This is a genomic window from Catenulispora sp. EB89, assembly GCF_041261445.1.
Taxonomy (GTDB): domain Bacteria; phylum Actinomycetota; class Actinomycetes; order Streptomycetales; family Catenulisporaceae; genus Catenulispora.
Genome location: NZ_JBGCCU010000054.1, coordinates 1 through 23,960 on the forward strand (window position 1 = coordinate 1; position 23,960 = coordinate 23,960).

21 protein-coding genes are annotated in these 23,960 nt (G+C 71.3%); 4 read left to right on the forward strand and 17 right to left on the reverse strand.

The genetic code is table 11. The annotated features are described in order from the left end of the window. Positions 1 to 91: 91 nt before the first annotated feature. Both ABH920_RS49620 and ABH920_RS49625 read right to left on the reverse strand, forming a co-directional pair. On the reverse strand, positions 92 to 505 hold the full coding sequence (locus ABH920_RS49620; protein WP_370356830.1) for an SgcJ/EcaC family oxidoreductase: 414 nt from the start codon (positions 503 to 505) through the stop codon (positions 92 to 94). Positions 506 to 896: 391 nt separating this feature from the next. Then, complete coding sequence (locus ABH920_RS49625) at positions 897 to 2,480, reverse strand: MFS transporter (RefSeq protein ID WP_370356832.1); 1,584 nt, start codon at positions 2,478 to 2,480, stop codon at positions 897 to 899. Positions 2,481 to 2,836: 356 nt separating this feature from the next. Here ABH920_RS49625 and ABH920_RS49630 point away from each other — a divergent pair, with 356 nt between their 5' ends. Beyond that, positions 2,837 to 3,598, forward strand: coding sequence for a DUF2306 domain-containing protein (locus tag ABH920_RS49630; RefSeq protein ID WP_370356834.1), 762 nt, complete (start codon positions 2,837 to 2,839; stop codon positions 3,596 to 3,598). A gap of 179 nt (positions 3,599 to 3,777) precedes the next feature. Here ABH920_RS49630 and ABH920_RS49635 read toward each other — a convergent pair whose 3' ends face one another. The 4 genes from ABH920_RS49635 to ABH920_RS49650 form a co-directional block, all read right to left on the reverse strand. Then, positions 3,778 to 4,755, reverse strand: a complete 978-nt coding sequence (locus ABH920_RS49635) for a cyclase family protein (RefSeq protein WP_370356836.1) — start codon at positions 4,753 to 4,755, stop codon at positions 3,778 to 3,780. A 295-nt stretch (positions 4,756 to 5,050) separates the two neighbouring features. After that, the gene (locus ABH920_RS49640) at positions 5,051 to 5,428 is read right to left on the reverse strand and encodes a YciI family protein (RefSeq protein ID WP_370356838.1); all 378 of its coding nucleotides are present in this window, start codon (positions 5,426 to 5,428) and stop codon (positions 5,051 to 5,053) included. 207 nt (positions 5,429 to 5,635) lie between these two features. After that, on the reverse strand, positions 5,636 to 7,165 hold the full coding sequence (locus tag ABH920_RS49645; RefSeq protein ID WP_370356840.1) for a multicopper oxidase family protein: 1,530 nt from the start codon (positions 7,163 to 7,165) through the stop codon (positions 5,636 to 5,638). Positions 7,166 to 7,323: 158 nt separating this feature from the next. After that, complete coding sequence (locus ABH920_RS49650; protein WP_370356842.1) at positions 7,324 to 7,863, reverse strand: MaoC family dehydratase; 540 nt, start codon at positions 7,861 to 7,863, stop codon at positions 7,324 to 7,326. Positions 7,864 to 7,976: 113 nt separating this feature from the next. On the opposite strand from ABH920_RS49650, the gene ABH920_RS49655 reads away from it, so the two are divergent. Beyond that, positions 7,977 to 8,642 carry a GntR family transcriptional regulator gene (locus ABH920_RS49655; RefSeq protein ID WP_370356844.1) on the forward strand — a complete coding sequence of 222 codons (666 nt, stop codon included), beginning with the start codon at positions 7,977 to 7,979 and terminating at the stop codon, positions 8,640 to 8,642. A 95-nt stretch (positions 8,643 to 8,737) separates the two neighbouring features. On the opposite strand, the gene ABH920_RS49660 is transcribed toward ABH920_RS49655, so the two are convergent. The 5 genes from ABH920_RS49660 to ABH920_RS49680 form a co-directional block, all read right to left on the reverse strand. Next, on the reverse strand, positions 8,738 to 9,622 hold the full coding sequence (locus ABH920_RS49660) for an intradiol ring-cleavage dioxygenase (protein WP_370356846.1): 885 nt from the start codon (positions 9,620 to 9,622) through the stop codon (positions 8,738 to 8,740). Further along, positions 9,619 to 10,224 carry a 3-oxoacid CoA-transferase subunit B gene (locus tag ABH920_RS49665; protein ID WP_370356868.1) on the reverse strand — a complete coding sequence of 202 codons (606 nt, stop codon included), beginning with the start codon at positions 10,222 to 10,224 and terminating at the stop codon, positions 9,619 to 9,621. Before ABH920_RS49665 ends, ABH920_RS49660 begins: the two co-directional genes overlap by 4 nt. 164 nt (positions 10,225 to 10,388) lie before the next feature. Further along, positions 10,389 to 10,547, reverse strand: coding sequence for a hypothetical protein (locus ABH920_RS49670; protein WP_370356848.1), 159 nt, complete (start codon positions 10,545 to 10,547; stop codon positions 10,389 to 10,391). 42 nt (positions 10,548 to 10,589) lie between these two features. Then, complete coding sequence (locus ABH920_RS49675; protein ID WP_370356850.1) at positions 10,590 to 11,255, reverse strand: 3-oxoacid CoA-transferase subunit A; 666 nt, start codon at positions 11,253 to 11,255, stop codon at positions 10,590 to 10,592. 9 nt (positions 11,256 to 11,264) lie between these two features. Then, complete coding sequence (locus ABH920_RS49680; RefSeq protein WP_370356852.1) at positions 11,265 to 14,054, reverse strand: carbohydrate-binding protein; 2,790 nt, start codon at positions 14,052 to 14,054, stop codon at positions 11,265 to 11,267. A 171-nt stretch (positions 14,055 to 14,225) separates the two neighbouring features. On the opposite strand from ABH920_RS49680, the gene ABH920_RS49685 reads away from it, so the two are divergent. Beyond that, a complete protein-coding gene (locus ABH920_RS49685) occupies positions 14,226 to 15,500 on the forward strand; it encodes an MFS transporter (protein WP_370356854.1) in 1,275 nt (424 codons plus the stop codon). Between the two features lie 69 nt (positions 15,501 to 15,569). Here the strand turns inward: ABH920_RS49685 and ABH920_RS49690 are convergent, their stop codons facing one another. The 6 genes from ABH920_RS49690 to ABH920_RS49715 form a co-directional block, all read right to left on the reverse strand. Next, on the reverse strand, positions 15,570 to 18,353 hold the full coding sequence (locus ABH920_RS49690) for an alkaline phosphatase family protein (protein WP_370356856.1): 2,784 nt from the start codon (positions 18,351 to 18,353) through the stop codon (positions 15,570 to 15,572). 501 nt (positions 18,354 to 18,854) lie between these two features. After that, the gene (locus ABH920_RS49695) at positions 18,855 to 19,919 is read right to left on the reverse strand and encodes a cobalamin-independent methionine synthase II family protein (protein WP_370356858.1); all 1,065 of its coding nucleotides are present in this window, start codon (positions 19,917 to 19,919) and stop codon (positions 18,855 to 18,857) included. A gap of 82 nt (positions 19,920 to 20,001) precedes the next feature. Next, positions 20,002 to 21,192 (reverse strand): NAD(P)/FAD-dependent oxidoreductase, encoded by a 1,191-nt coding sequence (locus tag ABH920_RS49700; RefSeq protein WP_370356870.1) that lies wholly within the window; start codon positions 21,190 to 21,192, stop codon positions 20,002 to 20,004. 95 nt (positions 21,193 to 21,287) lie between these two features. Then, positions 21,288 to 21,638 (reverse strand): non-heme iron oxygenase ferredoxin subunit, encoded by a 351-nt coding sequence (locus tag ABH920_RS49705; protein ID WP_370356860.1) that lies wholly within the window; start codon positions 21,636 to 21,638, stop codon positions 21,288 to 21,290. 14 nt (positions 21,639 to 21,652) lie between these two features. After that, positions 21,653 to 22,093, reverse strand: coding sequence for a hypothetical protein (locus tag ABH920_RS49710; protein ID WP_370356862.1), 441 nt, complete (start codon positions 22,091 to 22,093; stop codon positions 21,653 to 21,655). Continuing rightward, positions 22,090 to 23,229 carry a molybdopterin-dependent oxidoreductase gene (locus tag ABH920_RS49715; protein ID WP_370356864.1) on the reverse strand — a complete coding sequence of 380 codons (1,140 nt, stop codon included), beginning with the start codon at positions 23,227 to 23,229 and terminating at the stop codon, positions 22,090 to 22,092. The genes ABH920_RS49710 and ABH920_RS49715 overlap by 4 nt, the downstream gene beginning before the upstream one ends. A gap of 221 nt (positions 23,230 to 23,450) precedes the next feature. On the opposite strand from ABH920_RS49715, the gene ABH920_RS49720 reads away from it, so the two are divergent. Then, positions 23,451 to 23,870 carry a hypothetical protein gene (locus tag ABH920_RS49720; RefSeq protein WP_370356866.1) on the forward strand — a complete coding sequence of 140 codons (420 nt, stop codon included), beginning with the start codon at positions 23,451 to 23,453 and terminating at the stop codon, positions 23,868 to 23,870. Positions 23,871 to 23,960 lie beyond the last annotated feature (90 nt).

A 23,960-nucleotide genomic window follows, 5' to 3' on the forward strand; every position in this document is an offset into this window, starting at 1 on the left:
ACCCGGTACGACAAGCTCGCCTGCCGTTACCAGGCCACCGTCACCATCGCAGCCATCAACGGCTGGCTATGAACCACTTCTCAGACACGGCCTAGCCGGCCTGGTTCGCCGGGCTGTTCTGGTAGGCCGTCAGCAGCCACTCCCCGTCGCGGCGCGCCAGGAGCCAGGAGGCGCGGATGGCGCGCTCGGCGGCGACTTCCTTCTCGCCGTCGTGCAGGACGCCGCCGGCGGTGATCAGGAGCACGGTGTCGGCGCCCAGCGGCTTGATCGCGATCGGGGCGCCGGTCACGCGGGTGCCCTTCAGGAAGGTGGTGAACGCCTCCCCCATGAACGCGGTGATCTCGTCGCGTCCCTGGCGGAAGACACCGGGCAGGATCATCGTCCCGTCCTCGGTGAAGATCTCGCCGAAGGCCGCGGCGTCGTTGCGGGCCCAGGCCTCGATGATGCGGGCCGGGACCGCGGCCGCGGCGGCCTGGTCCTGCTCGGTAAGAGTCTGGCTGGTCATGGTGTCCTCCTGTGAAAACGCTGTACCCCGGGGCTCAGCGTCACGCCGGGGGCGTGCGGGAGGCATCTTTGAATGTGCCCGCGGCAGCCGTGCGGTCACCGGTCGACGCCGCAATCTCGGATATGTGCACGCCACGACCGGCCGGAACGATGGGAACCGAGGTTCGATGAGATGACCGCGAGGAGCAGGGCCATGCGCGCAGGCGCAGAGATGCGCACGCTGAGGTTCTCAGCGTGCGCAAGAGTCATGTGCGCGAAAGCCACAGGTGCGAAAGTCACGGACGCGAAATCGGGCCCGGTACGGCGTCCGGCGCGTCCTCCCACCGAATGCCGGTCCGAGCCCTGACCTGCGGCACGACCGTGGTTTCACGAGCTTGGCGATCCCCCGCGCCTCACCCGCCCGAATCAGGCCGCGAGAACACCGGCGCCATCGGCGGACGGTCCCGGGCCGGCAGCATCAGGGCCGCCGCCGCTCCGACCGCCGCGAGCAGTGCCGCCGTGGCCACCGCCGGAGCCGCGCCACGGACGGCCGAAGCCGATGCCGAGGCCGAGGCCGCCCCCGAAGCCGACGCCGAGCCGAAGCCCCCCGGCCCGAGCCCGCCGCGGGCGACGAGCACCGCGCCGAGCAGCGCGATCCCGAGTGCGGCGCCGGCCCAGCGCACCGCACCGAGGCCGCCGACGACCCCCTCGGGCTGCCGCAGCCCGGCCACGGTGACCGCCGCCCGCCGCGCGGCCGGCATCGCCAGCCCCACTCCGGCACCGCTCACCACCAGCGACACCGCGAGCCACCAGCCGGTCTGGCGACCGCGAACCCCGGTGGCCAGGCCGAGCAAGCCGATCGCGTCCAGCGCCATCCCGGCCGCTATCAGCCTGCGCATGCCGCGCGCGCCGACGTCCACCGAGGCCGACACCGGCAGCACCACCGCCACCGCCGCCGACCACGGCACGATGCGCAGCCCCACTCCCAGCGGCCCGGAGCCCGCCATGACATGGAAGTACTGCACGAGCAGGAACAGCGTGCCCGCCGTGGCCGCGAACAGGCACAGGTCGGCGACCTGCGCGGCGATGAACGCCCGGCCGTACAGCGCGCCCAGCGGCGTCTGCCACACCAGGATCGGCACCAGCGCCAGCAGCCCGGCCGCCAGCAGAGCCAGGGTCCTGATGTCCGCCCAGCCCGCGGACGCGGCCTGGTCCAACGCCGCGACCGGTCCGGCCACGGCGACCGTGATCAGGGCCAGTCCGAGCAGGTCGAACAGGTCCCGGGGCGGTCGCGCGCGATCGGTGGGGGCGCCGTCGTCGCCATCGGACCCGGACCCGGACCCGGACCCGGACTCGGACTCGGGCCGCGACCGAGCCGTCGGTCCGGGCTCAGGCGAAACCGCACGTCGGCCGCGCACCAGGACCACGGCGCACACCGCCGCGCCCGCGATCGCATCCCCCCAGAACACCCACCGCCAGCCGTGAACCGTCGCGGCGGCTCCCGCCAATAAGGGCCCGCAGACCAGCGCCGCACCGACCCCACCGGCCTGGAACCCGCCGCCGCCTGCGCCACTGCCACCCCCACCGGCACCGCCACCGCGGCCTCCCGAACCGGGCCCTGACTCGACCGGCCTCGGCGGCCCGGCCAGCGCCTCGAACGCCGCGGAGACCATCACCGCCGCGGCGATCCCCTGCACCGCCCGAGCCGCGATCAGCACCGGCGGTGCGGACACCAGCGCACAGCCGGCGGAGGCCAGGGCGAAAGCGGCGGATCCGGACGCGAGGGCCGCCCGGCTTCCGACCCGCCTGCTCCACACCGTGCCGGCGCCCACGGCCGCCGCGGCGGCGACGTCGAACGCGGCGGCGATCCCGACCAGCGCGGCGGCCGAGGCACGCAGCCGGGGACCGAGGAAGACCAGCACGGCTAAGCTGTTCCATGCCGCCAGGAATGTGGTCACCGTGCCCAGACCGGTGCCGCGCCAAGGGCTTGAGGCCATGTGTTTCCCACCTTCCGTCGCCGACCCGCGCCAGGAGAGTCAACCAGCGATTCCCGCCGAAAATCGGGTTCCCGGCCAGGATGAGCATTCTGAAAGAACATCGGAAACCGGTTTCGGGCACGCAGCCTGGGCGATTCGCACGTAACCGGCTCAACGTCGCGATGATCTCCGATCGCGCGACGATCTCGGCCCCGGTCTCGGCCCCGGTCTCGGCGTCGGTCTCGGCGTCGGTCCAGGCACTGGCCCAGACACCTATCCCGGCGCCACACGGCACGTACGAAGATGCCTGTGCCGACTCTCAGGTCCGATGCTCAACCTGCGTTGCACCCCCAGCCGTGAGAGAGCCGAGGACAGGCATGTCGCAGAACACGCAACAGACCGGCCTCCAGATCAACCCCCCGGAGGACCCCGACGCCGATCAGCAGCCCGCGGTGCGTGCGGAACGGCCGTGGTGGAAGCGGTACTACCCCTGGTACGCCGTCCTGGGCGGGACCGTGCTGTTCAACCTGCTCTACGCGTTCCCGCACTACTTCACCACGGACCCGAACGACTCCCGCGCGCAGCTCGACCCCGGCTTCCACCCGCACCTGGCGTTCCTGATCGCGCACGTCGCGACCGGCAACCTGGCGCTGGTGACGATGATGCTCCAGGTCTGGCCGTACCTGCGGCGCACGCACCCGAAAGTCCACCGCTGGGTCGGCCGGGTGTACGTGTTCGGCGCGGTGATCCCCACCACGCTCATCGTGCTGTTCGTGCTGATCCCGCACCGCGCCAACCAGGGCAGCACCGGCCTGGCCTGCGGCGCGGTCCTGTGGCTGGGCACCACGCTGTACGCGTGGCGCAAGGCCCGCCTGCGCCGCTACGCCGAGCACCGCCGCTGGATGATCTACAGCTTCTCGCTCGCGCTGTTCACGACCTACGGCCGCATCGTCTTCATGATGATCCTGCACTGGGGCCTGCAGGTGAACACCGAGATCCTGGTGGAGGGCACCAGCTGGGGCGCGTGGATCGTCAACCTGCTGGCCGCGCAGTGGTACCTGGAGTTCTCGGCCCGCCGGCGCGGCAAGAACCTGCCGGCCGGGCGGTTCAACCCGGCGACCGGGGCCATCCGGCAGTAGGCGCCGTCAGAGGCCTGCGACACCTGCCGCAGCCACTGCCCCTGCCCGCAGCCGCTGCCCTTGCCGCCGACGCGCCGTCCGCCCCGACGGCACGCCGGCGGCTTTTGCGGCGACCCGGTCCGGCCGTCGGCCCCGCATCAGGATCGGCGGCCGGCCCCGGCGAGCAGTCACCGCGTCCATCACTTCAGCGCCAACGGATTGATCGGCGTCCCCACCCCGCCGGTCACCTTCAGCGGCGGCGCGGTGAAGAAGAACTCCCACACCCCGTCGGCCTCGCAGTCCGCGGCCAGCTCCTCCAGGTCCAGCAGCTCGCCGAGCGTCATGCCCATGTCGCGGATCAGCACCAGGTGCACGGTCAGGAACTCCCCCGGCACTTCCCCGGGCAGCACCTCGACCGCCCAGTTGTCGGCGGCGACCGCTGCCACGTCGCGCTCCTTGAGCCACTCGCAGCACCCCATCCCCAGGCCCGGCTCCCCGGCCAGGAACTGCGCCGAGTCGTGCTCGGTCAGGAACTTGCGGCGCCAGCCGGTCCGCACCAGCAGAACGTCGCCGGCGCCGACCTCGACGCCGCCCTGACGCTCGGCGGCGGCGTCCAGGTCGGCCGGCGTGATCACCGTCCCGGCGGGCAGCCACTCGACGCCGTGCAGCGCCGCCACGTCCAGCAGCACACCGCGGCCGGCGATCCCCTTGGCCTGCTTGTCGATCGAGCAGCGTCCGGCACCCTTCACCGTGATCGAGGACGCGGCGAAGCCGTTGTAGAGCCGGTCGTCGTAGTACACGTGTGCCAGGGCGTCCCACTGCGTCGAACTCTGCGACGACATGGCGATGTAGTCGTCCGAATAGCGGGTCCCGCACGGGATCTGCTGCCCCTGGCCGGTCTCGAGCATGACGTGGAGCGGGTTCTGCCGGTGAGTGCCGTTCGGACCGTCCGCCGCGACCGGGATGCCGAGGTCGAACACCTTCCCCTGCCGGATCAGTTTCCCGGCGGCGACCAGGCGCTCCGGGGTGATCAGGTTGGCGGTCCCGCGCTCGTCCGCCACGCCCCACCGGCCCCAGTTGCTCAACCGGGCACCGATCTCGCGGAACGTCTCGCTCTTGAGGCTCTTGAGGCTCTGGGGAGTCTCAGAAAGCTCAGAAGCCTCAGCGGTGGTCGTCATCGCCGCACCGCCCTCACGGCTTCTCCAGCTGCCGGCCGGCGCCCGGCAGCCAGTCTCCGCCGCAGGTCGTCCAGGCCTGCCCGGGGTATCTCGACAAGGAAAGGCTGCATGTCCGGCTTCCGTCCAGATCGCGACCGCCACACGGCGTCACTGCATATCGTCCGTGCGGGTGCCGGGATCGGGCATCTCCGGCCGTGCGCACAACGCACAGCGCGCAGCGCCGAACGCACAGCGCGCCGCCCCGGCTCCGAGGTGGGAGCCGGGGCGGCGGTCAGCGTGATTCGGGCGGCGCGGTTCAGGCCCCGCCGTCGGGCCCCGCACCGAACGCGTCGTGCAGGACCGGCCAGACCTCGACCCCGGTGTCGGCCGCCCACGGCATCTCCGCCGCGATCTCACGGGCCCGCTCGACCGACGCCACGTCCAGGAGGTACAGGCTGCAGACGAACTCCTTGGCCTCCAGGTACGGGCCGTCGGTGGTGAACGGGGTGCCGTCCTTGGTCCGCACCAGCGAGGCCTCGCTCTCGCCGCCGAGGCCGTAGGCCCCGAGCAGCTCGCCGGTGCCCTGGTAACGCTTGTTCCAGGCGTCCTGCTTGGCGCGTCCCTCCTCCAGGATCTCCTCCGGGATCGAAGCCCACTTCTCCTCGTTGCCGTAGATCAGGAGCAGGTACTTCATGACAGCCGTCGGCCTCCTCGCGTCGCACACCTTACGAGAGCCCACTCTACGAGATCCGCGGCGGGACGCACGCCAGCCGCGCCCGATGTTCACCTGGAAGGACCGGGCACGCGACCATCAGGGCCCGGAATCACCGGCACGACGAGGTCCGGCTCGGCCCGAACAAGACCGAGCCGGACCCGCGAAAAGCCCGCCGGCGGCAGCCGGCTACGCCGTGATGTCCATCCGCGCCATCATCCCGGTGAACGAAGCGTGCTCCAGCACATGGCAGTGGAACACGTACTTCCCCGGGTAGTCCGAGAACGTCGCCTGCAACCGCACGCTCCCGTTCGCCGGGATCGGCACCGTGTCCTTGAGCCCCTGCATCGACGGCCCCGGGGGCACGCCGTTGATGTCCAGGACCCGGAACTGCACCAGGTGGATGTGGAAGTTGTGCTCCCACCCCGAGATGTCCGTGACCTGCCAGATCTCGGTCGTGCCGACCGGGATCGAGGCCATCACGTAGTTCGGGTCGAAGACCCTGCCGTTGATGTAGAAGTAGTTGGTGTCCGCCGACAGCGACAGCGTGATGTCGCGCGTGTTCGTGGGGTGCTTCAGCGCCGGCAGCGTGGCCAGGGTCGCCGGCAGCGCCTCCTTGCGGGGCTCCGGCGGGCAGGTCTCGGTGACGTCGAAGCGCAGAATCTGCCCCAGCACCGAGTCCTGCAGGTACAGCTGGGTGCCCATCGGGTAGTCGGAGAAGTCCAGGAGCACTTCCCCGCGCTCGGCCGAGGTCAGCGCCAGCTGCGGCGCCACCGACGGGGCCGGCAGCAAGCCGCCGTCGCTGCCGATCTGCACCAGCGGCGTGCCGTCGCTCAGCGAGAGCGTCAGGACCCGGTGGTTGGAGCCGTTGATGAGCCGGAAGCGGTAGCGCCGCTGCCCGACCGGGAAGTACGGCCGCGCCTTGCCGTTGGCCAGCATCACCGTCCAGGTCAGCGTCGGGTCGTAGTAGAGCGCGTTGTCGACGTCCAGGTAGGCGTCGCGCAGGAAGATCGGGACGTCGTAGCGGCCGCTGGGCAGGTCCAGCCGGTCCTCGGCCGGGTCGTGCAGGATGTAGACGCCGTGCAGGCCGTTGTAGACGTTGACCGCCTCCATCATGTGGAGGTGGTCGTGGTACCACAGCGTCGCGCCGCGCTGCATGTTCGGGTACGTGTACGTGCGCGAGGCCCCGGCGGCGAGCTCGTCGGTCGGGAAGCCGTCGCTGGGCGAGGGCACGTGCCCGCCGTGCAGGTGCACCACGACGGGAGCCGTCAGGTTGTTGGTGTAGGTGACCGAGACCTTCCGGCCGTGCTGGGCCCGGATCATCGGGCCGATGAAGCCCCCGCCGTAGCTGGTGACCGCGGTCGGCTTGCCCGGCGCGAGCTGTGCGTAGCTGTTCTCGATACTGGTGACGTAGTGGTCGGTGTCCGCCGTCGAGGACACCGGGACGGCTTCCGCCAGGCGCGGCATCGCGTCGACGAACGGCGTCAGCACCGCCGGCGGCGGCGCCGGGGTGCCCGGCGGCGGCAGGCCGGGAATGCCGTCCATGCCCTTCATGCCCGGCATCAGCTCGCCGGAGCCCTCCCCCTCGCCGGCGGCCGCCGGGGCGACCGGGCCGGCCGCGGCCCCGGACGTCCCCGCGCCCTTGCCGACCACCAGCAGTCCCGCGCCGGCCGACGTACTCGCGGCAGCGGCGATCTTCAGTACGTTGCGTCTTTTCAAAGCCCGAACTTCCTCACCGCAACAGGCGGACATCCCGTCCCGCCGACGAACGCATGACACTGTGCGATGCAACCGGCATCCGGGGTGCGGGCGCATCTCCCAGATTGCTCTGTGGAGTCGGTTGATTACCGACGAACACGCCGGGATGTCCGCAGAGGTCATCCAGAGGCAGGCGGCGCCGTGGGCAGGTCCTGGTCACCGCCGCGTGCCAGCAGCAGGCTCACCACCGTCATGCTCAGCACCGGCTCGCCGACCTGGTCGACGAGCTCGGCGAAGGTCCGGACGATCCCGCGCCGCGGGTCGGAGCGCGAGCGCCGGGCCTCCACGACCCGCAGCCGCAGGCGCAGGCGGTCGCCGGGGCGCACCGGCTTGAGCCAGCGCAGCTCGTCCACCCCGGGGCTGCCCAGGCTCGCGGTCGTCGGCAGGTAGTGCTCGGCGAACAGACGCATCATCAGCGCACAGGTGTGCCAGCCGCTGGCGATCAGCCCGCCGAACGGCCCCTGCCGTGCCGCGGCCGGATCGACGTGGAAGGATTGGGGGTCGTACCGCGCGGCGAATCCGACGATCTCCTGCTCGGTCACCGTGACGGTGCCGAACTCGTAGGTCGCGCCGACCTCGTAGTCCTCGAAGTACCGCTCGTCGGCGGGCACGGCGAACTCGCCGGAACCGCCGGCGTCCGCGCTCGGTGCGTCTGTCATGGGCCACCACCTTGCCAGGGATCAGCTCTCTTGACCTGGATCCCCGCGCCATCTACGCTTCCCTGATATCTCATATCTGAGATCTGAGAATCCTCGGCCCGCCAGGAGCCCCCATGCCGGAAGCGCTGTTCGGAACCGCCGGATCGAGCCCCGGCGCGCTCCCGTCCCGCACCGAGGCCGTGCTGGAGGCGATCAAGCACGCGATCCTGACCGGGGAGCTCAAGCCCGGCCGGGCGCTGGTCGAGACCGACCTGGCCGCCGAGCTCGGGGTGTCCAAGACCCCGGTGCGCGAAGCCCTCAAGACGCTGGCCGGCACCGGACTGGTGACGATGAGCCCGTACAAGGGCGCCACGGTCCGCGAGATCGACCCGGCCCACGCGCGCTCCATCTACGACATGCGCCTGCTGCTGGAGCCGACCGCCGCCGGACGCGGCGTGTCCGGACGCGCCGACTGGTCGGCGGCGCGCGCCGCCCTGGAAGCGGCCGACCGGGCCGGCGACGCCGCGGAGCGCTCGCTGGCCAACCGCGCCTTCCACCGCGAGATGTACCTCGGCTGCGGCAACCCGCTGCTGGTGCGGGCGCTGGACGACCTGCGCGACCAGACCGCGCTGGTGTCGGCGGCGGCGTGGGCGCGGCGGGCGTCGTGGGAGCACGAGGCGGCCGAGCACCGGGCGATCCTGGACGCGGCGACGCGCGGGGACGCCGAGGAGGTCAGGAACCTGATGCGGAGTCATATCAGTTCCTTCGTGGCGCGGACGTTCCCGGAGGACGAGGGCTGAGGACGAGGGCTGAGGCCGCGCGGCTGAGGACGCCGGGCCGACCGCCGCCGCGAGCCTGAGCCCGACGCCAGCACTCGGCACACTCACCGCCCCGCTCAGCCGGCGTCCTCGGGGGCCAGCACCAGGTCGTAGGTCAGACTGGTCCAGGCGCCCTCGCGCCGGGATCCGTGCGGCGCCTCCCCTCCGTCGTGGTGCCCGGCCTCGACCACCAGGCTGTCCTTCACCCCGAACACCGCGTCGGACCCCAGATACGGATCCCCCGCGACGAAGATGTGCGTGATCAGCGTCCGATAGCCCGGCGCGGTGACCATGAAGTGCAGGTGCGCCGGCCGCATCGGGCTGCGGCCGGCGGCGGCGAGCAGGTCGCCGACGGGGCCGTCGTGCGGGATCGGGTAGGGCGTCGGCAGGACGGTCCAGAAGCGGAAGGCGCCGTCGGGCGCCGTGTGCAGCCGGCCGCGTCCGACCGAGCGCTCGCCGGGGTACTGGACGTCGTAGAACCCGTCCTCGTCGGCGCCCCAGACGTCCACGCACACGTCGCCCAGCGGCGTGCCGCCGGCGGCGAGTACGCGCCCTGACACGTAGCACGGCGTCCCGGCGGCGCCGCGCGCCAGGTCGCCGCCGAGCGGGACCTCCGGCGCGCCGTCGACGAAGAAGGGGCCGAAGACCGTCGCCTCGGTCGCGCCGGGCGTCTTCGGCTCGTTGATCGCGACGGTCAGCATCGACAGCCCGAGCACGTCCGACAGCAGGATGAACTCCTGGCGCCGGTCGTCGGTGATGTGCCCGGCGCGGGTGAGGAAGTCGACCGCCGCCTCCCACTCCCCCTGGTCGAGCCGGACCTCGCGGGCGAAGCCGTGCAGATGGCGCACCAGGGCCCGCAGGATCTCCAGGAGCCGCGGGTCGGCGGTGCCGGCGAAGCTGGCCAGCACCTCGTCGGTCACGGCCTGCTCCCGGTCGGCACCGACCGGGCCTTCAGCACTCATCTGAGCGGTACCTCCAGGAGATTGGCCAGGTCGTCGACGGTCAGGCCGAAGGTCTCGCGGACGAGGACGCCCTCCGGCGTGAGGTCGAGGATCGCGTGGTCGGTGTAGACCCGGTCGACGCATCCCAGGCCGGTCAGCGGGTAGGTGCAGCGCGGCACCAGCTTGGGCTCCCCGGTCTTGGTGAACAGGGTCATCATGACGAACACCCGGCGCGCGCCGATCGCCAGGTCCATCGCCCCGCCGACGGCCGGGATCGCGTCCGGCTCGCCGGTGTGCCAGTTGGCGAGGTCGCCCGCCGCCGAGACCTGGAAGCCGCCGAGCACGCAGAAGTCGAGGTGGCCGCCGCGCATCATCGCGAACGAGTCGGCGTGGTGGAAGTACGACGCGCCGGGCAGCTCGGTCACCGGCACCTTCCCGGCGTTGGTGAGGTCGGGATCGACGTCGGCGCCGTGCGCGGCCGGGCCCATGTTGAGCATGCCGTTCTCGGTGTGCAGCACGACGCCGGAGTCGGCGGCGAGGTGGTCGGCGACGAGGGTCGGCAGGCCGATGCCGAGGTTGACGAAGGCGCCGGCCGGGATGTCGCGGGCGACCAGGGCCGCCATCTCGTGTTTGGAGAGCGGGCCGGGATGCGCGGCCGGGGCCGGACGGACGGGGACGGAGGCGGCGCTGGCAGCGGCACGCTCGACATCCGCGGCACGACGCGCGGCACCCATGTTCCGCCGGTCGGCATCCGCGGCCCAGCGCTCGGAACCCGCGGCGGGACGGCTCACGGCTGCGCCACCGCGATCGAGCCCGCTCGCGCTGCCGCGACCGGAATCAGCGCCGCGACCCGCAGCACCAGCACCGGCACCGGCACCGGCACCGGCACCAGCTCCGGTATCAGCACCGGCACCGGCTCCGGTATCAGCACCAGACCGTCCGGCATCCGCGCCGGCCCCGCGAGCCTCCCCGCCGGCGTCCTCCGCGCTCACCGCCCGGCCTCCGTCAGCACCCGGTCCACATAAATACTCGGCGTCACCACAGCCTCGGGATCCAGCTCCCCGACCTCGACCACCTCCCGCACCTGCGCCACCACCAGCGCCGCCGCCGTGGCCATCACCGGCCCGAAGTTCCGCGCCGTCTTCCGGTACACCAGGTTCCCCATCCGGTCGGCCCGATGGGCGCCGATCAGCGCGACGTCGCCGCGGATCGGGTATTCGAGCACGTACGCGCGCCCGTCGATGACCCGCGTCTCCTTGCCCTCGGCCAGCGGCGTCCCCACGCCGGTCGGGCAGAAGAACGCGCCGATCCCGGCCCCGGCCGCGCGCATCCGCTCGGCCAGCGTCCCCTGCGGCACCAGCTCCAGCTCGACCAGCCCCGCGCGGTAGAGCTCGTCGAACACGTACGAGTCCGACTGGCGCGGGAACGAGCAGATCACCTTCCGCACCCGCCGCTTCGCCAGCAGCGCGGCGAGCCCGGTGTCGCCGTTGCCGGCGTTGTTGGACACGATCGTCAGGTCCTTCGCGCCCTGCCGGATCAGCGCGTCGATCAGCGCGACCGGCATCCCGGCCATGCCGAAACCGCCGACGAGGACAGTGGACCCGTCGGCGATCCCGGCAACTGCTTGGTCCGGGTCGGCGTGGATTTCGGTCACGCACTCACCCTAGCTCGCGTACACCCCCGCCTCCGAGAGCTGCCCGGCAGGCCAGCCGGTGTTCGCTGTGAACGTCAGCTTCAGGTATCGCACGCTCGCGGCGCCGAACGTCACGCTCGCCGTGTTGCCCGTGCTCGGATCGAACGTGTAGCCCTGCGACGGCACCAGCGTCGTGTAGTTCGTGCCGTCCGTGCTGCCCTGGATCAGGATCGTCTCGGTCCGGGTGCTCCACGCGCTGGCCGGCGGCAGGTTCAGGACCACCCGCCCGACGCTGTGCGCCGACCCCAGATCCACCTGGAACCACTGCGGGAAGGCGTTGTTCGCGCTCTCCCAGTAGGTCGAGGTGTTCCCGTCCACGGCGTTGGCCGGCACGTAGTTCTGGTTGGAACCGCTCGCCGTGGCCGGCTGGTTCAGCGCCAGGTTCGGGTTCGGCGGAGGGTTCCCGCCGCCGGACGCCGCCAGCGCCAGGTAGTTGGCGTTCCATCCGCCGTTGTCCTCGTTGAGCGTCAGCACCTGCTGTCCGGCCGGCAGCGTCACGGTCGCCGTCACCGTCGTCCAGTTCTGCCAGCCGCCGGTCGCCGGGATGTTCACCGCGCCGGACAGGTTGGTGCCGGAGGCGTTCGACAGGTGCAGCGCCCCGGTGACCGCGGACGGCGCCGCCACCCGGAAGCTCACCGTGTACGCCCCGGCGCTCGCCACGTTCACCGTGTACCGGAACCACTGCCCGCCGGAGGTCCACCCGAGGTCGTATCCCCCGCCGGTGTCCGACGTCGCCTCCAGGTCCACGCCGTCCGAGCGGTAGGCGTTGCCGGAGCCGTTGGTCGAGGTCACGTGATACGCGACGCCCTCCCCGCCGGTGTCGTAGTTCTCAGCCTGCACCGTGCCCGGGACCGCGGCCGGCGTGCCTCCGTACGGCCCCTCGGGCGTCCCGCCGCCGCCCTGCCAGCTGTTGCCGCTGACCGTCGCGGTGAAGCCGCTGGAGTTGTTGATGTACGGCTGCAGGCCGCTGCCGAGCCCGGTGACCGTGTTGCCGGTGATCGACGCCGAGCCGCTGGGCGCCGGGTAGAACGGCGGCTGGATCACGATGCCGTTGCGCGACGGCGAGGTGATCGTGTTGTTGGCGAAGGTGCTGTTCGTGGACTGCGAGAACCCGACCCCGTCGTAGAGCGAGTTCGTGATCGTGTTCCCGGTGGCGTTGACGCTGTCCACGACGCCGGTGTTCTGGCCGTCGCCGCCGTTGCCGATGTGGAACGCCGGCTGCCCCTGGTTGTAGGCGTCGCCGCCGGAGCGCACGACCACGTTGCCGGACACGGTCGCGCCGTGCAGGTCGCTGCCGTTGACCCCGAACCGCCCGGCGCCCAGGCCGATGTAGCGGGCCGTGTCGCTGATGTAGTTGTTCTGCACGTGGTGGCCGGAGCCGCCGTAGATCCCGATCCCCTTGCCGCCCCACGGCGCGATCAGCGTGTTGTTCGTCAGCGTCACGTTCGACATCGCGGTGTACGTCGTCGAGCCGTTGTACGCGACCGAGTTGATCGCCATCGCGTCGTCGCCGGTGCCGCGCACGAAGTTGTTGGTCGCGGTCAGGTTGTTCCCGACGGTGCCGGTCAGCGAGACGTTGTTCAGGTTGATGCCGTCGGCCCACTCGCTGGTGACCCGGCTGTTCCGGACGGTGCCGCCGGTCCCGGACGCCCAGAACCCTGATTCGGTGTGCTGGTTCCACATCCCGTCGGCGACCCAGTTAGTGCCGGTGGTGTCCATCGCGCCGCCGTCGCCGCCGGCCGTGCCCCGGCTGGTGGCGTCGGAGTCGATGTGGAAGTTCTGCACGGTGCACGAGGTCACCGAGAACACCGCCGCCAGCGGCTGGCTGTTGGGCAGCGGGACGTCACGGTAAATCGTGCTGTACCACATGCCGGCGCCGGCGATCGTGATCCCGGCGGCCTGCAGGCCGGTCGTGCCCTTGAGGTAGAACGTGCCCTGCGGGATCCACAGCGTCTTGTTCTGCGACTGCGCCTGGTTGATGCAGTTCTGGATGGCCGCGGTGCTGTCCTGGGCCCCCGGATCGGCGCTGCCGTTGGTCGGGGCGTTGTCGGCCACCGCGCCGCAGTCGGTGATCGAGATCGAGTTCGCCGGCTGCGCGATCGGCGCCGGCGGGTTCTCGGTGTCCACGACGTCCACGTCGTAGGACGAGGCGCTGTTCGCGGAGTCCTTCACCACCGAGAAGGTGCTGCCGGGGGCGATCGCGGCGCCGGTGAGGAAGGTGTGCGACTCGTCCCAGAAGACGCGCGGGTCGCCGTCGGCGGGGTTCTTGTCGTCGCTGTTGTTGTAGTTCGTGCCCTCGTAGATGTAGGTCTGCTTGGAGTTGACGTTCAGCGCCTGCCGGAAGACGCCGTTGACGTACAGGTCGAGCGTGGACGTGATGCCGCCGCCGGACGGCGCGTCGGGGATGCTGACGCGCACGTTCAGGAAGCTGATCGGGGCTCCCGTCGTGTTCGTCCACTGCACCCCCTGCCCGGTGGAGCCCAGGTGCACGTACCCGTGCCCGGACGCCTCCAGCGCCGCGCTGGAGTACTCCGTCGTCGGCGGCGCGGTCAGCGACACCGCCGAGGCCCCGCCGAGCAGCGTGCCGGTCTCGGCTTCCATGCTGGTGAAGCCCTGGCTCGCACCGACCGAGGCCGCGGTCCTGACGACGGCCGGGCCGGTGTCGTGGGGCGCCGCGAGTGCGGTCACGGGGGCCACCACGAGGGCGAGCGGGAGCAGGCGCGGCAGGAAGCCGCGCACGGTGGGGCGATGTGGTCTCATCGCAACTCCTCTCCATGCGTGGGTCACCGTATAGATTTCGCGCAGGTGTCGCAATACTCAGATGGAGTTGCGCAAAAAACTGATACAGAGTTTGCAAAGAAGGGATGTTGAGCCCGCGGCGTCGCAGAATCCGGTCGACCGGGCTCGCGGTGCCTGGCAGGATGCGAACCCGTGCCCCGACCAGCCCGCTCAGGCCCGTCCACCGGCCGGAGCCGGGATCGAGGGTCGTTTTTCGCGCTGCTCACCGCGAACGTCGTCTCCGTCACCGGAAACGCGCTGACCGAGCTGGGCGTCCCGTGGTTCGTCCTGGTGACGACCGGCAGCGCGACCCGCGCCGGCATCGTCGCCTTCTGCGCGATGGCACCGGTGGTCGCCTCGTCCGCACTGCTCGGACCGCTGATCGACCGGTACGGCCGGCGCCGCGCCGCCGTACTCTCCGACCTTTCCAGCGCTGCCTTCACCGCCACGATCCCACTCCTCCAGGCGGCCGGAGAGCTGCGGTTCTGGGCACTGTGCCTGCTCATGGGTCTCGCAGGCTTCTGCCACGCGCCCGGCGACGCGGCGCGCTCCGCACTCGTGCCGGACCTGGCCGCACGCTCCAGGACGGCACTCGGCCGGGCGGCAGGACTCTACGACGGCGCCGCACGCTGCGCGAGCATGCTCGGCGCGGCGCTCGGCGGCGTGCTGATCACGTCGCTGGGCCCGAGCCGCGTCCTGTTCGTCGATGCCGGCACGTTCGCCGTCTCGGCCGGCACCATCGCCCTGGGGCTGCGCGGCGTCACAGAAGCCTGCGACAGCCCGAGAGCGCGAATATCCCTCACCACCTACCGCGCCGATCTCGTCGAGGGAATCCGCATGGTCGTGCGCACGCCGCTGCTGGTCGGCATATGTGCCACCGCGCTGCTGGCGCAGGGCTTGGACCAGGCATGGAGCACAGTGCTGCTGCCCGACGACGTGCGCACCAAGTTCGGCTCTGCGGTCGCGCTCGGACTGCTCGAAACCCTGTTCGGGCTGTTCGCCTTCGCCGGCGCGCTCCTCTACAGCGCCTACGGCGACCGCGTCAGGCGCCGGTGGCTCTACGCCGTGTCGTTCCTCATCGTCGGCGCGCCGCGCTTCCTCGTCGCCGCCTCGACGCACACCCTGGTCCCGCTCGCCCTCATGATGGCCGTCGAGGGCTTGGCCTGCGGCTGCCTCAACCCGATCATCAGCGCCACGGTCTACGACACCGTTCCACAACGGCTGCGCAGCCGCGTTCTGGGCGCCATGACCTCGGCCGCACTGCTGGTGGCTCCGCTCGGCGGGCTCGTCGCCGGCTACTCCGTCAGCGCTGCCGGGCTCGACACCACGCTGCTGGCCGTCGCAGGAATCTACCTGCTCGTGACCCTCGTCCCCGCCGTCCACCCGGCGTGGCGTGCCATGGACCCGGCCCGCGAGCACCGACGCTGAAGGCGCCCGGCCGGAAGAACCGGCCGAGCGCCCCTCAAGCGTCAAGCAGACCGCTGTTCAGCGATGGGATCAGTTGTCCGCCGAGCCGGGCAGGAACGCACCCGGAACATCGTTCGGCGCCAGGATCTTGCTGTCCCCCGGGTAGGCCTTGGTCCACCCGGTGGTCTGGTAGTACGTGTACCGGTTCATCAGCACCGGGTTCGCGAAGTCCGGCATCGCGCCGGCACCGGTCAGGTGCTGCAGCGAGGCCCACGACTTCCACTGCGCCGCGACCGCCGCCTGAGCGGCCGGGACGGCCGTGGCGGTGGTGTCGGCCTTGGCGACCGAGGACGTGGTCTGGCCGGCCGGCACGTTCGGGCCGCACGCCGGCTGCTGGGGCAGGCCCAGGGTCAGCGACGTCTGGTTCGGCACCGCGGTGTACGGCGCGAAGTTCGGCTTCGAGGTGAAGGCCGTGGTCATCGGGGTGGCCGCGGCGTCGAGCTGGTTCATCGGGTGGATGCCGAGGATCTGCTCGATGGTGCGGACCATCGTGATCTGCGAGTAGTAGTGGCTGTCGACCGTGGCGTGGTTGGCGTAGGGGCTGATGACCTCCACCGGCGCCCGGTGGCCGTCCACGTGGTCCAGGCCGGCCTGGGAGTCGTCCTCGACCACGAAGATGGCCGAGTCCTTCCAGTACGGGCTGTGCGAGATGGTGTCCACGATCTGGCCGACCGCCAGGTCGTTGTCGGCCACGCCGGCCGGCGGGGTCACCGGGCCGCCGGTGTGGTCGTTGGACAGCCACATCATGTTCAGGGCGGCCGGGCCGTTCTTCTCGAAGTCCTGCTTCCAGACCTGCGCCTTGTACACGTCCGGCACGGTCAGGTCGAAGCGCGGGAAGCCCGGCACCGACACCGCGCTCAGCGACGGGATCGGCGAGACGGCGGTGATCGGGTACTGGCTCGGCGCGCCGGTGGCGGCCATGGTCTGCGCGTCGCAGTAGTAGTTCTGCCAGGACGCGCCGGCCGGCTGGATGTCCTGCGACTGGAACTCGCCGTAGTCCTTGACGCTCTTGCCCGCGGCCTGCGCCCCGGTCCAGATGAAGCCCGACTCCTGGTGGCCCAGGACGTCGTCCTCGGTGTCGTAGCTGCGGGTGTACTCGCCGGCGGAGGACTCGGTGTACTCCGGGTCGTCCGCCTGCATCAGCCAGTTGTGGCCCTCGGCGGAGTTCGTGCCGGTGTCGTAGAAGTTGTCGTACAGGCCGAACTGCTGCGCCAGGGCGTGCTCGTTCGGGGTGACGGCCTCGCCGTACTGGGTCAGCGTGGAGTCGCCGTTGCCCTGCGGCAGGTCGCCGAAGACCTGGTCGTAGGTCCGGTTCTCCTTGACGATCAGGAACACGTGCTTGATCGTCGAGGGGTCGCCGATCTTCGCCGGGACCGGCACGGCGTGCTTGGCGGCGTCCTGCGCGGTCTGCGCGTCCTGGCCGTTGGCGGCGTACTTCACCGAGCCGGGGGTCCAGCCGTTGTAGGAGAAGACCTTGCCGGTGTAGGCCCGGATCTGCTGGTCGGTGGGCAGCTTGAAGCGGGTCAGGCTGCTGGTGGTGTCGTGCGTGTTGTGGCCGGCCGCGACGGTCGGACGCAGCGCGTCGACGCCGCGGGTGTTCGCGACCACGATCTGGTTGCCGACCGAGGCCACGTCGGCCGGGAAGTAGTCGGTCGGCAGCAGGCCCAGGTAGCTGGCCGGCTGCGCGGCGGAGGTGAAGTGGTACACCGCGACCGCGTTGGCCCGGCCCAGGCTGACCAGCAGGTGGCCGTCCGGGGTCAGGGCGATGGCGTCGGGCTCGTAGCCGACCGAGGCCTCGGGCCAGGGCTGGGTCGCGATGGTCTGGACGACCTTGTCCTTCTTGGCGTCGATCACCGAGACCGTGTTCGCGGTGGTGTTCGCCACGAAGATCGTGGTGCCGGAGGCATACACGGCGGTCGGGTGCGTGCCCACGGCGATGCTGCCGACGGCGGCCGACGGGTTCGCGGTGTCGATGACGCTGACCGTGCCGGTGGTGGAGGCGCCGGTGGCCGGGTTCGCCGGCACCTGGGTGCCGTAGGAGTTGATCGTCGTGTCGCCGGGGACAGCCGCGCGGCCGCCCTCGTTGCTGACGTAGAGCTTGCCGCCGACCAGCACCATGCCGCGCGGGGCGGTGCCGGTGGTCCAGCTCTGGGTGACGGTCCCGGAGGCGGCGTCGATCGCCACGACCCGGTTCTGACCGTTGATCGCCGCGTAGACGGTCGAGCTGTCGGCGGAGAAGACCGCCTTGGCCGACAGCGCCTGCTGCGAGCCGGAGGCCGGGATGTTCACGTCCACCGGGTTCGACAGGATGCCGCCGAAGCCGACGGTGAACTTGGTGTAGCCGTTGGCCCGGCCGATCCACAGCGACTTGCCGTCGGGCGAGTACGTCGGCGAGGTCTGGCCGACGTCGTTGCCGCTGATCGCCAGGTTGACGCCCGCGCCCTTGCCGATCACCTGCTCCACCTGGTAGCTGCGCAGGTCGATGATGACCAGGCAGCCGGTGCCGTCGGCGACGGTGGCGGCCACGTGCGTGCCGTCCGGGCTGACCGTGGCGCCCATGATCTTGCCCTGGTTCACCACCAGGCGGGTGCCGATCGGGTTGATGGTCTGGTCGCTGGCGATGACCTCGCCCTTGTTGGTGAGCTGGCCGACCTGCTCGTGGCCGAACTGCCGGGTCGAGGCCGAGCCGACGCCGGCCCCGGTCACGACCAGCCCGAGGGCCACGACCGCCACCTTGGACAGCCGGTGGCGGGCCAGACCGGCGGAGCGCTCGAAGGCGGTCGCCTTCTGCACCTTGCGGCGCGTTACTTGCATCGAGGTATTCCTTCACTGGGTAGGACGCAGGTCGGCGGAGCCGCCGATCTGCCACAGCGGGTTCGGAACATCGGCGGGGCCGAGGGAGCGGATTCGCGTACCGCGACACCGGCGGGGACATCGCCGAGTGCCGCCACGGACCGACCCACTGGGGCCCCGAGAACCGCGCTCACAACGGCGTGATCAAGGGCCGCGGCGTCGCGGAAGGGCTTGGTGATCTCCAGGCCTCGTACCGCGACGGTGGTGTCCATGCGCTCCTCTTTCAGCCAGCGTTCAGGTGGCGCCGCAAGGAACCTAGGCCCGGCGCGTGACGCTCAGCCTGGAAACGGCTGAATGGCTGAAGAACGGGAGAGGACCGGAGCACTAAGAGTGCAGGTCTACGAGTACTGACTCAGCTACTGTGCGCTTCAAGCGCGGGTAACAAAGAGACGAACACACAGGCGCGGGCCGCGGCCCTCTCTCGGACGGTCACCGCAAATATGGCCCGCGCCTGTCGCAGGGTCAGACCCCCAGCGCCTCCGCGGCCATCGCAGTACCCTGCACGCGCGCACCGACCTTGGCGAACGCCGTCTCCCGCGAGGTGGACGTGTCGTCGGCGAACGGCGAGAACCCGCAGTCGTCGCAGGTCCCCAGCCGGTCGACCGGGATGTGCCGGGCCGCGGCCAGCACCCGGTCGCGCACCTGCTCCGGCGTCTCGACGGCCGGGTCGATGGGATCGGTCACGCCGACGAACACCCGCACCCCGGGCCGCATCTGCTCGGCGGCGATGCTCAGCACCCGCTCGGGATCGGCCTCGCTGGCCAGCTGGAGATAGAAGTTCCCGGCGCGCAGCTGGAACAGGTCCGGCAGCAGGCCCGCGTAGTCGACGTCCAGGCTGTGCGTGGAGTCCTGGTCGCCGCCGGGGCAGGTGTGCACGCCGATCCGCGCGCGCTCGGCCTCGGTGAAGCGGTCCAGCACCTGGTTGTTGAGGTCGATGAACTGCTTGAGCACGCCGCCGCTGGGGTCGAGCTTGAGCGAGAGCCGGCCCTCGGTGAAGTCCAGCTGCACGACGTGCGCCCCGGCGTCCAGGCAGCCGCGGATGTCGGCCTCGGCCTGGTCCACGAGGTCGGAGACGAACTGCGACTGCTGATACCCCGCGATCCCGGCCGGCGGGTAGAGCAGGCTCAACGCGGAGGCGGCGATCACGGCCTGCTTCACCGGCTTGGTCGCGTGCCGCTGGGCGGCCCGCAGGTACGTCTCGGCGTTGGTCTGGTAGCGGAACGGCCCGGCGGTCAGCACCGGCAGCTGCCGCTGGTGGCCGTCGGCGAACGGGATGACCACCCCGTCCGGGTCCAGCGTCTTCAGGCCGGCGATCGGGTAGGTGGCGAAACTCGGCTTGGCCTGCTCGCCGTCGGTGACCACCGGGGAGCCCAGCTCTTCGAGCCGGCGGATGGTCTCGGCGACGGCCCGGTCCTGCAGCTCGGCCAGGGCCGAGTCCGGCAGCGCGCCTTTGGCGTGCGAGGTCAGGGCGTTCAGGAGCTCCGGGGAGCGCGGGAGGCTGCCGATGGGTTCGGTAGGAATCGTCACATGCGCACCGTATGTACCGGATCGGGTGCGGTCAATCACTTCCCGCCGTGAACTTGAGAAGCCGCCGTCAACGTACCCTGATTCACCCTCCCGGGGCATCGGAACGGATGTTCGTCAGCAGCTTGCGCAGGTCCGTCCCCTCGTCCGCCAACCGCTCGGCCCGCACCGGGACGTCCCGGTCGATCATGCGCTGAGCGGCGCGGATGTCCAGCGGACGGTCCAGGGACACCGCGCCGACGCAGCGGCCGTCGCGGACGTAGAACACCGACCCGGCCCCGGCCGCGATGTCGCCGCGCGGCACGGCCTCGGCGGCGGGATCGTAGAGCCCTGTCATCTCCAGGTGCGTGCCGTAGCGGTCGGTCCAGAACCACGGCGCGCGCCACGCCTCCGGAGGCAGCCCGAGGATCGAGCGGGCCGCGGCGTCGGCAGTGCGGCGGGCGTTGTCCCAGTGCTCTGATCTGTGTGCGCTGCCGTCGACCCGCGCGATGTCCCCGATCGCGTAGACGCCCGGGGCGCTGCTGCGCATGCCGGCGTCGACCAGGACGCCGTTGTCGACGTCAAGGCCGGCGTCTTGGGCCAGCTCGACGTTCGGCACGATGCCGATGCCCGCCATGACCAGGTCCGCGGGCACACTGTCGCCGGTGGAGAGCGTCACCTTCCCCGGCTCGACGGCGAACACCCCGCCGCGGATGACGGTGACGCCGTGCGCGGCGTGCTGGGCGTGCAGCGCGCGGGCGGCCTGCGGTCCGAGCACCTGTTCCATGGGCAGCGGGTTCGGATCGACGAGCGTGACGTGGCAGCCCCGGTGGGTGGCCGTCGCGGCGACCTCCGCGCCGATCAGCCCGGCCCCGGCGATCAATACGCGCGCCCCCGGGACCAGGCGCGCGCGCAGCGCCTCGGCGTCGGCGCGGGTGCGGAGCACCATGGCCGCCTGGCTGCCGGGGGCCGTCAGGCGCCGGGCCCGGCCGCCGGTCGCGAGGACCAGGACGTCGGCGGCGAGCGCCGAGCCGTCGGCGAGTTCGACGCGCCCGGTGTCGGCGTCCAGGGCCGCGACCGGGATGCCCAGCCGCATGTCGATGCCCTGATCCGGGTACCACTGCGCGGGTTGCACGGCGATCTCGGCGATGCCGCGGTCACCGGCGAGGAACTGCTTGCTCAGCGGCGGGCGGTCGTAGGGGTGGCAGGGTTCGTCGCCGAGGACGGTGAGGCGGCCGGTGTAGCCGCCGGCGCGCAGGGACGCGCACAAGCTCACCGCTGCGAGGCCCGCGCCGATGACCGCGACGTGTCGGGGTTCGGGGTGACTGGGCTCGGGGTGCCGAGGTTCGGGGTGCCTGGGCTCTGGGTGCCTGGGCTCGGAGCTCACCTCGCTCACGCGGCGTCGGTCGGCGCCAGGCCCGGCGTCAGCAGTACCCGGCCGTCCACGACCTCGACGCGGTGCGTGCGCGCGTTCCGGGTCGCCGGCAGGCAGGTCACGACGCCGGTCTTGAGGCTGAACCGGCTCTGGTGCAGCGGGCACTCGATCTCGCCGTTCTCCAGCCAGCCCTCGCCGAGCGAGGCCTTCTCGTGCGGGCAGGTGTCGTCGAGGGCGTAGAAGTCGTCGCCGTCGCGGAACACGGTGATCGCGTCCGACCAGCCGGTGACCTTGGCCGGGATGGTCTTCGCGTCGCCGTCGCCGAGGTCGGCGGCGGCGAAGACGTCGATGGGCTGCTGGTCGCTCATGGGAAGCGCTCCTGTCAGGGATGGGTTCGGCGTCGCACGATCCGTACGACGATCAGCACGATGGCGGCCGCCCAGACGACGGCCAGGACGGTCCACAGACCGGTGGCGTAGTTGCGGGGCAGCGCGGAGGGCATGGTGGCGTCGCGTCCCCGGCCCAGGACCGCGGGCAGCGCGATCGCGACGATCAGCGCGGTGGCGATGCAGGCCCCTTGCACGATCGGGCGCACCACGACCGGCACGACTTTTCCGATCAGCCACCCGGCCGCGAGGGTCAGCGGCAGCGCAAGGACGAGAACTGCCAGCGTCACCTTCAGGACGAACTTCAGGTAGGGCGAAGTGCTCAGGCTCGCCGCGCCGCCGCCGAACAGCGCGAAGGCGATCATCGCGACGCCTGCGGCGACCAACAGCCGCCGGGCCCAGGCCGTACCACTCATGTCGGGCTTCGGGATCTTCATGACGGACTCCCCACGAGCAGCCGCGAAAGCCACTTGGTCTGCAGGACGCCGGGGCGGTCCGGCGCGATGAGGCGGCACGGGTAGCCGTGGTCGACGTGCAGCGGCTCGCCGCGCAGCCGCAGGGCGATCAGGGTGTGCGGGTCTCGGGCATGCGGCGGGTCGACGATCGAGGTCGCGTAGGCGCTGTACTGCTGGAGCGAGACCGCCGTGACCTGGCTGCCGTGGTCACCGCCGACGAGCGCGACCAAATCGCGCAGCGGGACGCCGGTCCAGTCGGCGCTGGAGCTCCAGCCCTCGACGCAGGAAATCGGAAGCGTGGCGGTGGTCTGTTTCATCGCGGCGAGGTCGTCGATGCTGAGCCGGACGGTACCGGTCGGCCCGGTCACCTCCAGCCGCCAGGCGGGATCGGCGGCCGCGGCCCGCACGCCGGCCGCCTGCGCGGAGGCATTCACCGGCAGCCCCTGCGGCCCGACGCGCGGATCGCGGTCGGCGAGCACCGACACCCCCGCGAGCGGCCGTACCGTCTCCCCCACCGTCGCCACCGTCACCACCGCGGAGGTCGCGGCGATGGTGCCGAGCAGGCCACGCCGGGTCAGACCGGTCGGCGGCTGGCGCAGCGGCCGGATCGGCGCCGACAGCGCGCGCCGGATCACCGGCAGCTTCACGCCGACGTGGACGAGCAGCGCGCCGAGGGCGACCCAGGCGGTCCAGTAGTGCAGGACGGTGAAGAAGAAGCCCATCGCGGCGTACCAGCGCGCGATGTTCAGAACGCCGGAGACCACCTGCACGAGCGCGGCGGCCACCAGTACCAGGACGCTGACGCGCTCGATCAGCTGGGCCCAGTCCTTGACCTGGGTCCACTTCTTGACCGTCGGCAGGTTGAGCAGCCGCGGGAAGACCGCCCAGAGCTTGGCCGCGAGCAGCGGGATCGAGGCCAGACCGGTGGCGACATGCACGCCCTGGGTGACGCGGTACAGCCACACCGGCCGGGCCGGCCACCAGAACCAGGACGCCGGGTGCTGGATCTCGTGGCTGATGAAGCCGGTGAGGAAACAGACCCCGAACATGGCGCCCAGCCACAGCCCGAGCTGGCTGGTCAGTCTCGGGCTGCGGAGCTTGGAGGGGAACGCCTTCATGACTGTCAGGCTAGGGAGCGGGCCCGGGCGCGGCGCGCCGAAAACGGGCATTCCGGCCTTACGGAAGAGTGACGGCTGCCCGGCGGTCCGCCAACGGCTCACCGCCCGACACGCCGACCGGCGGGGATTAGCCGCCTCCGGGCGCGTGTGGACGCTAGCCTCTAAGCTGCGAGCCAGCCTCCTTCGGCAGGCGCGGCAGGTTCGGCGACGGGAGTTACGACATGTCCGGGGCCCAGATCGTCGGCCTGGTCTTCGCCGTCTTCGTGGTGATCGGCACGTGCTTCCTGGCCCTGGTCCTGATGCGCGTCACGGAACTGCTCCTCACGATCAAGGGCACCCTGACCACCCTGACCGCCACCGCCCTCCCCCTGCTCGAACAGGCAGAACAGGCCGCCCTCACCGGCAACGCCGGCATGGCGAAGGTCGCCGCCATCACCGAGAACCTCCAGACCGTGACGGACAACGTCGCGGCGGTGAGCGCCGCCGCGGGCGCGGTCGCCGGCGGCCCGCTGGTGAAGACCGCCTCGTTCAGCTACGGCGTCCGCCGCGTCATCACCTCGCGCCGGAGCCCGGACCGCGCGAAGCAGGTCCGGAAGGAGCTCGCGGCCGAGCGGCGGGACAAGCGCGCGGAACGCGCCTAGAAGGCTGATGAAAATCTTGGGTTCTGGTCGTGGCGTTTTCACGCCTTGGGCAGGGCCCATCCTGTGCTGGTGTGGTGGAGTCCGAGGTTG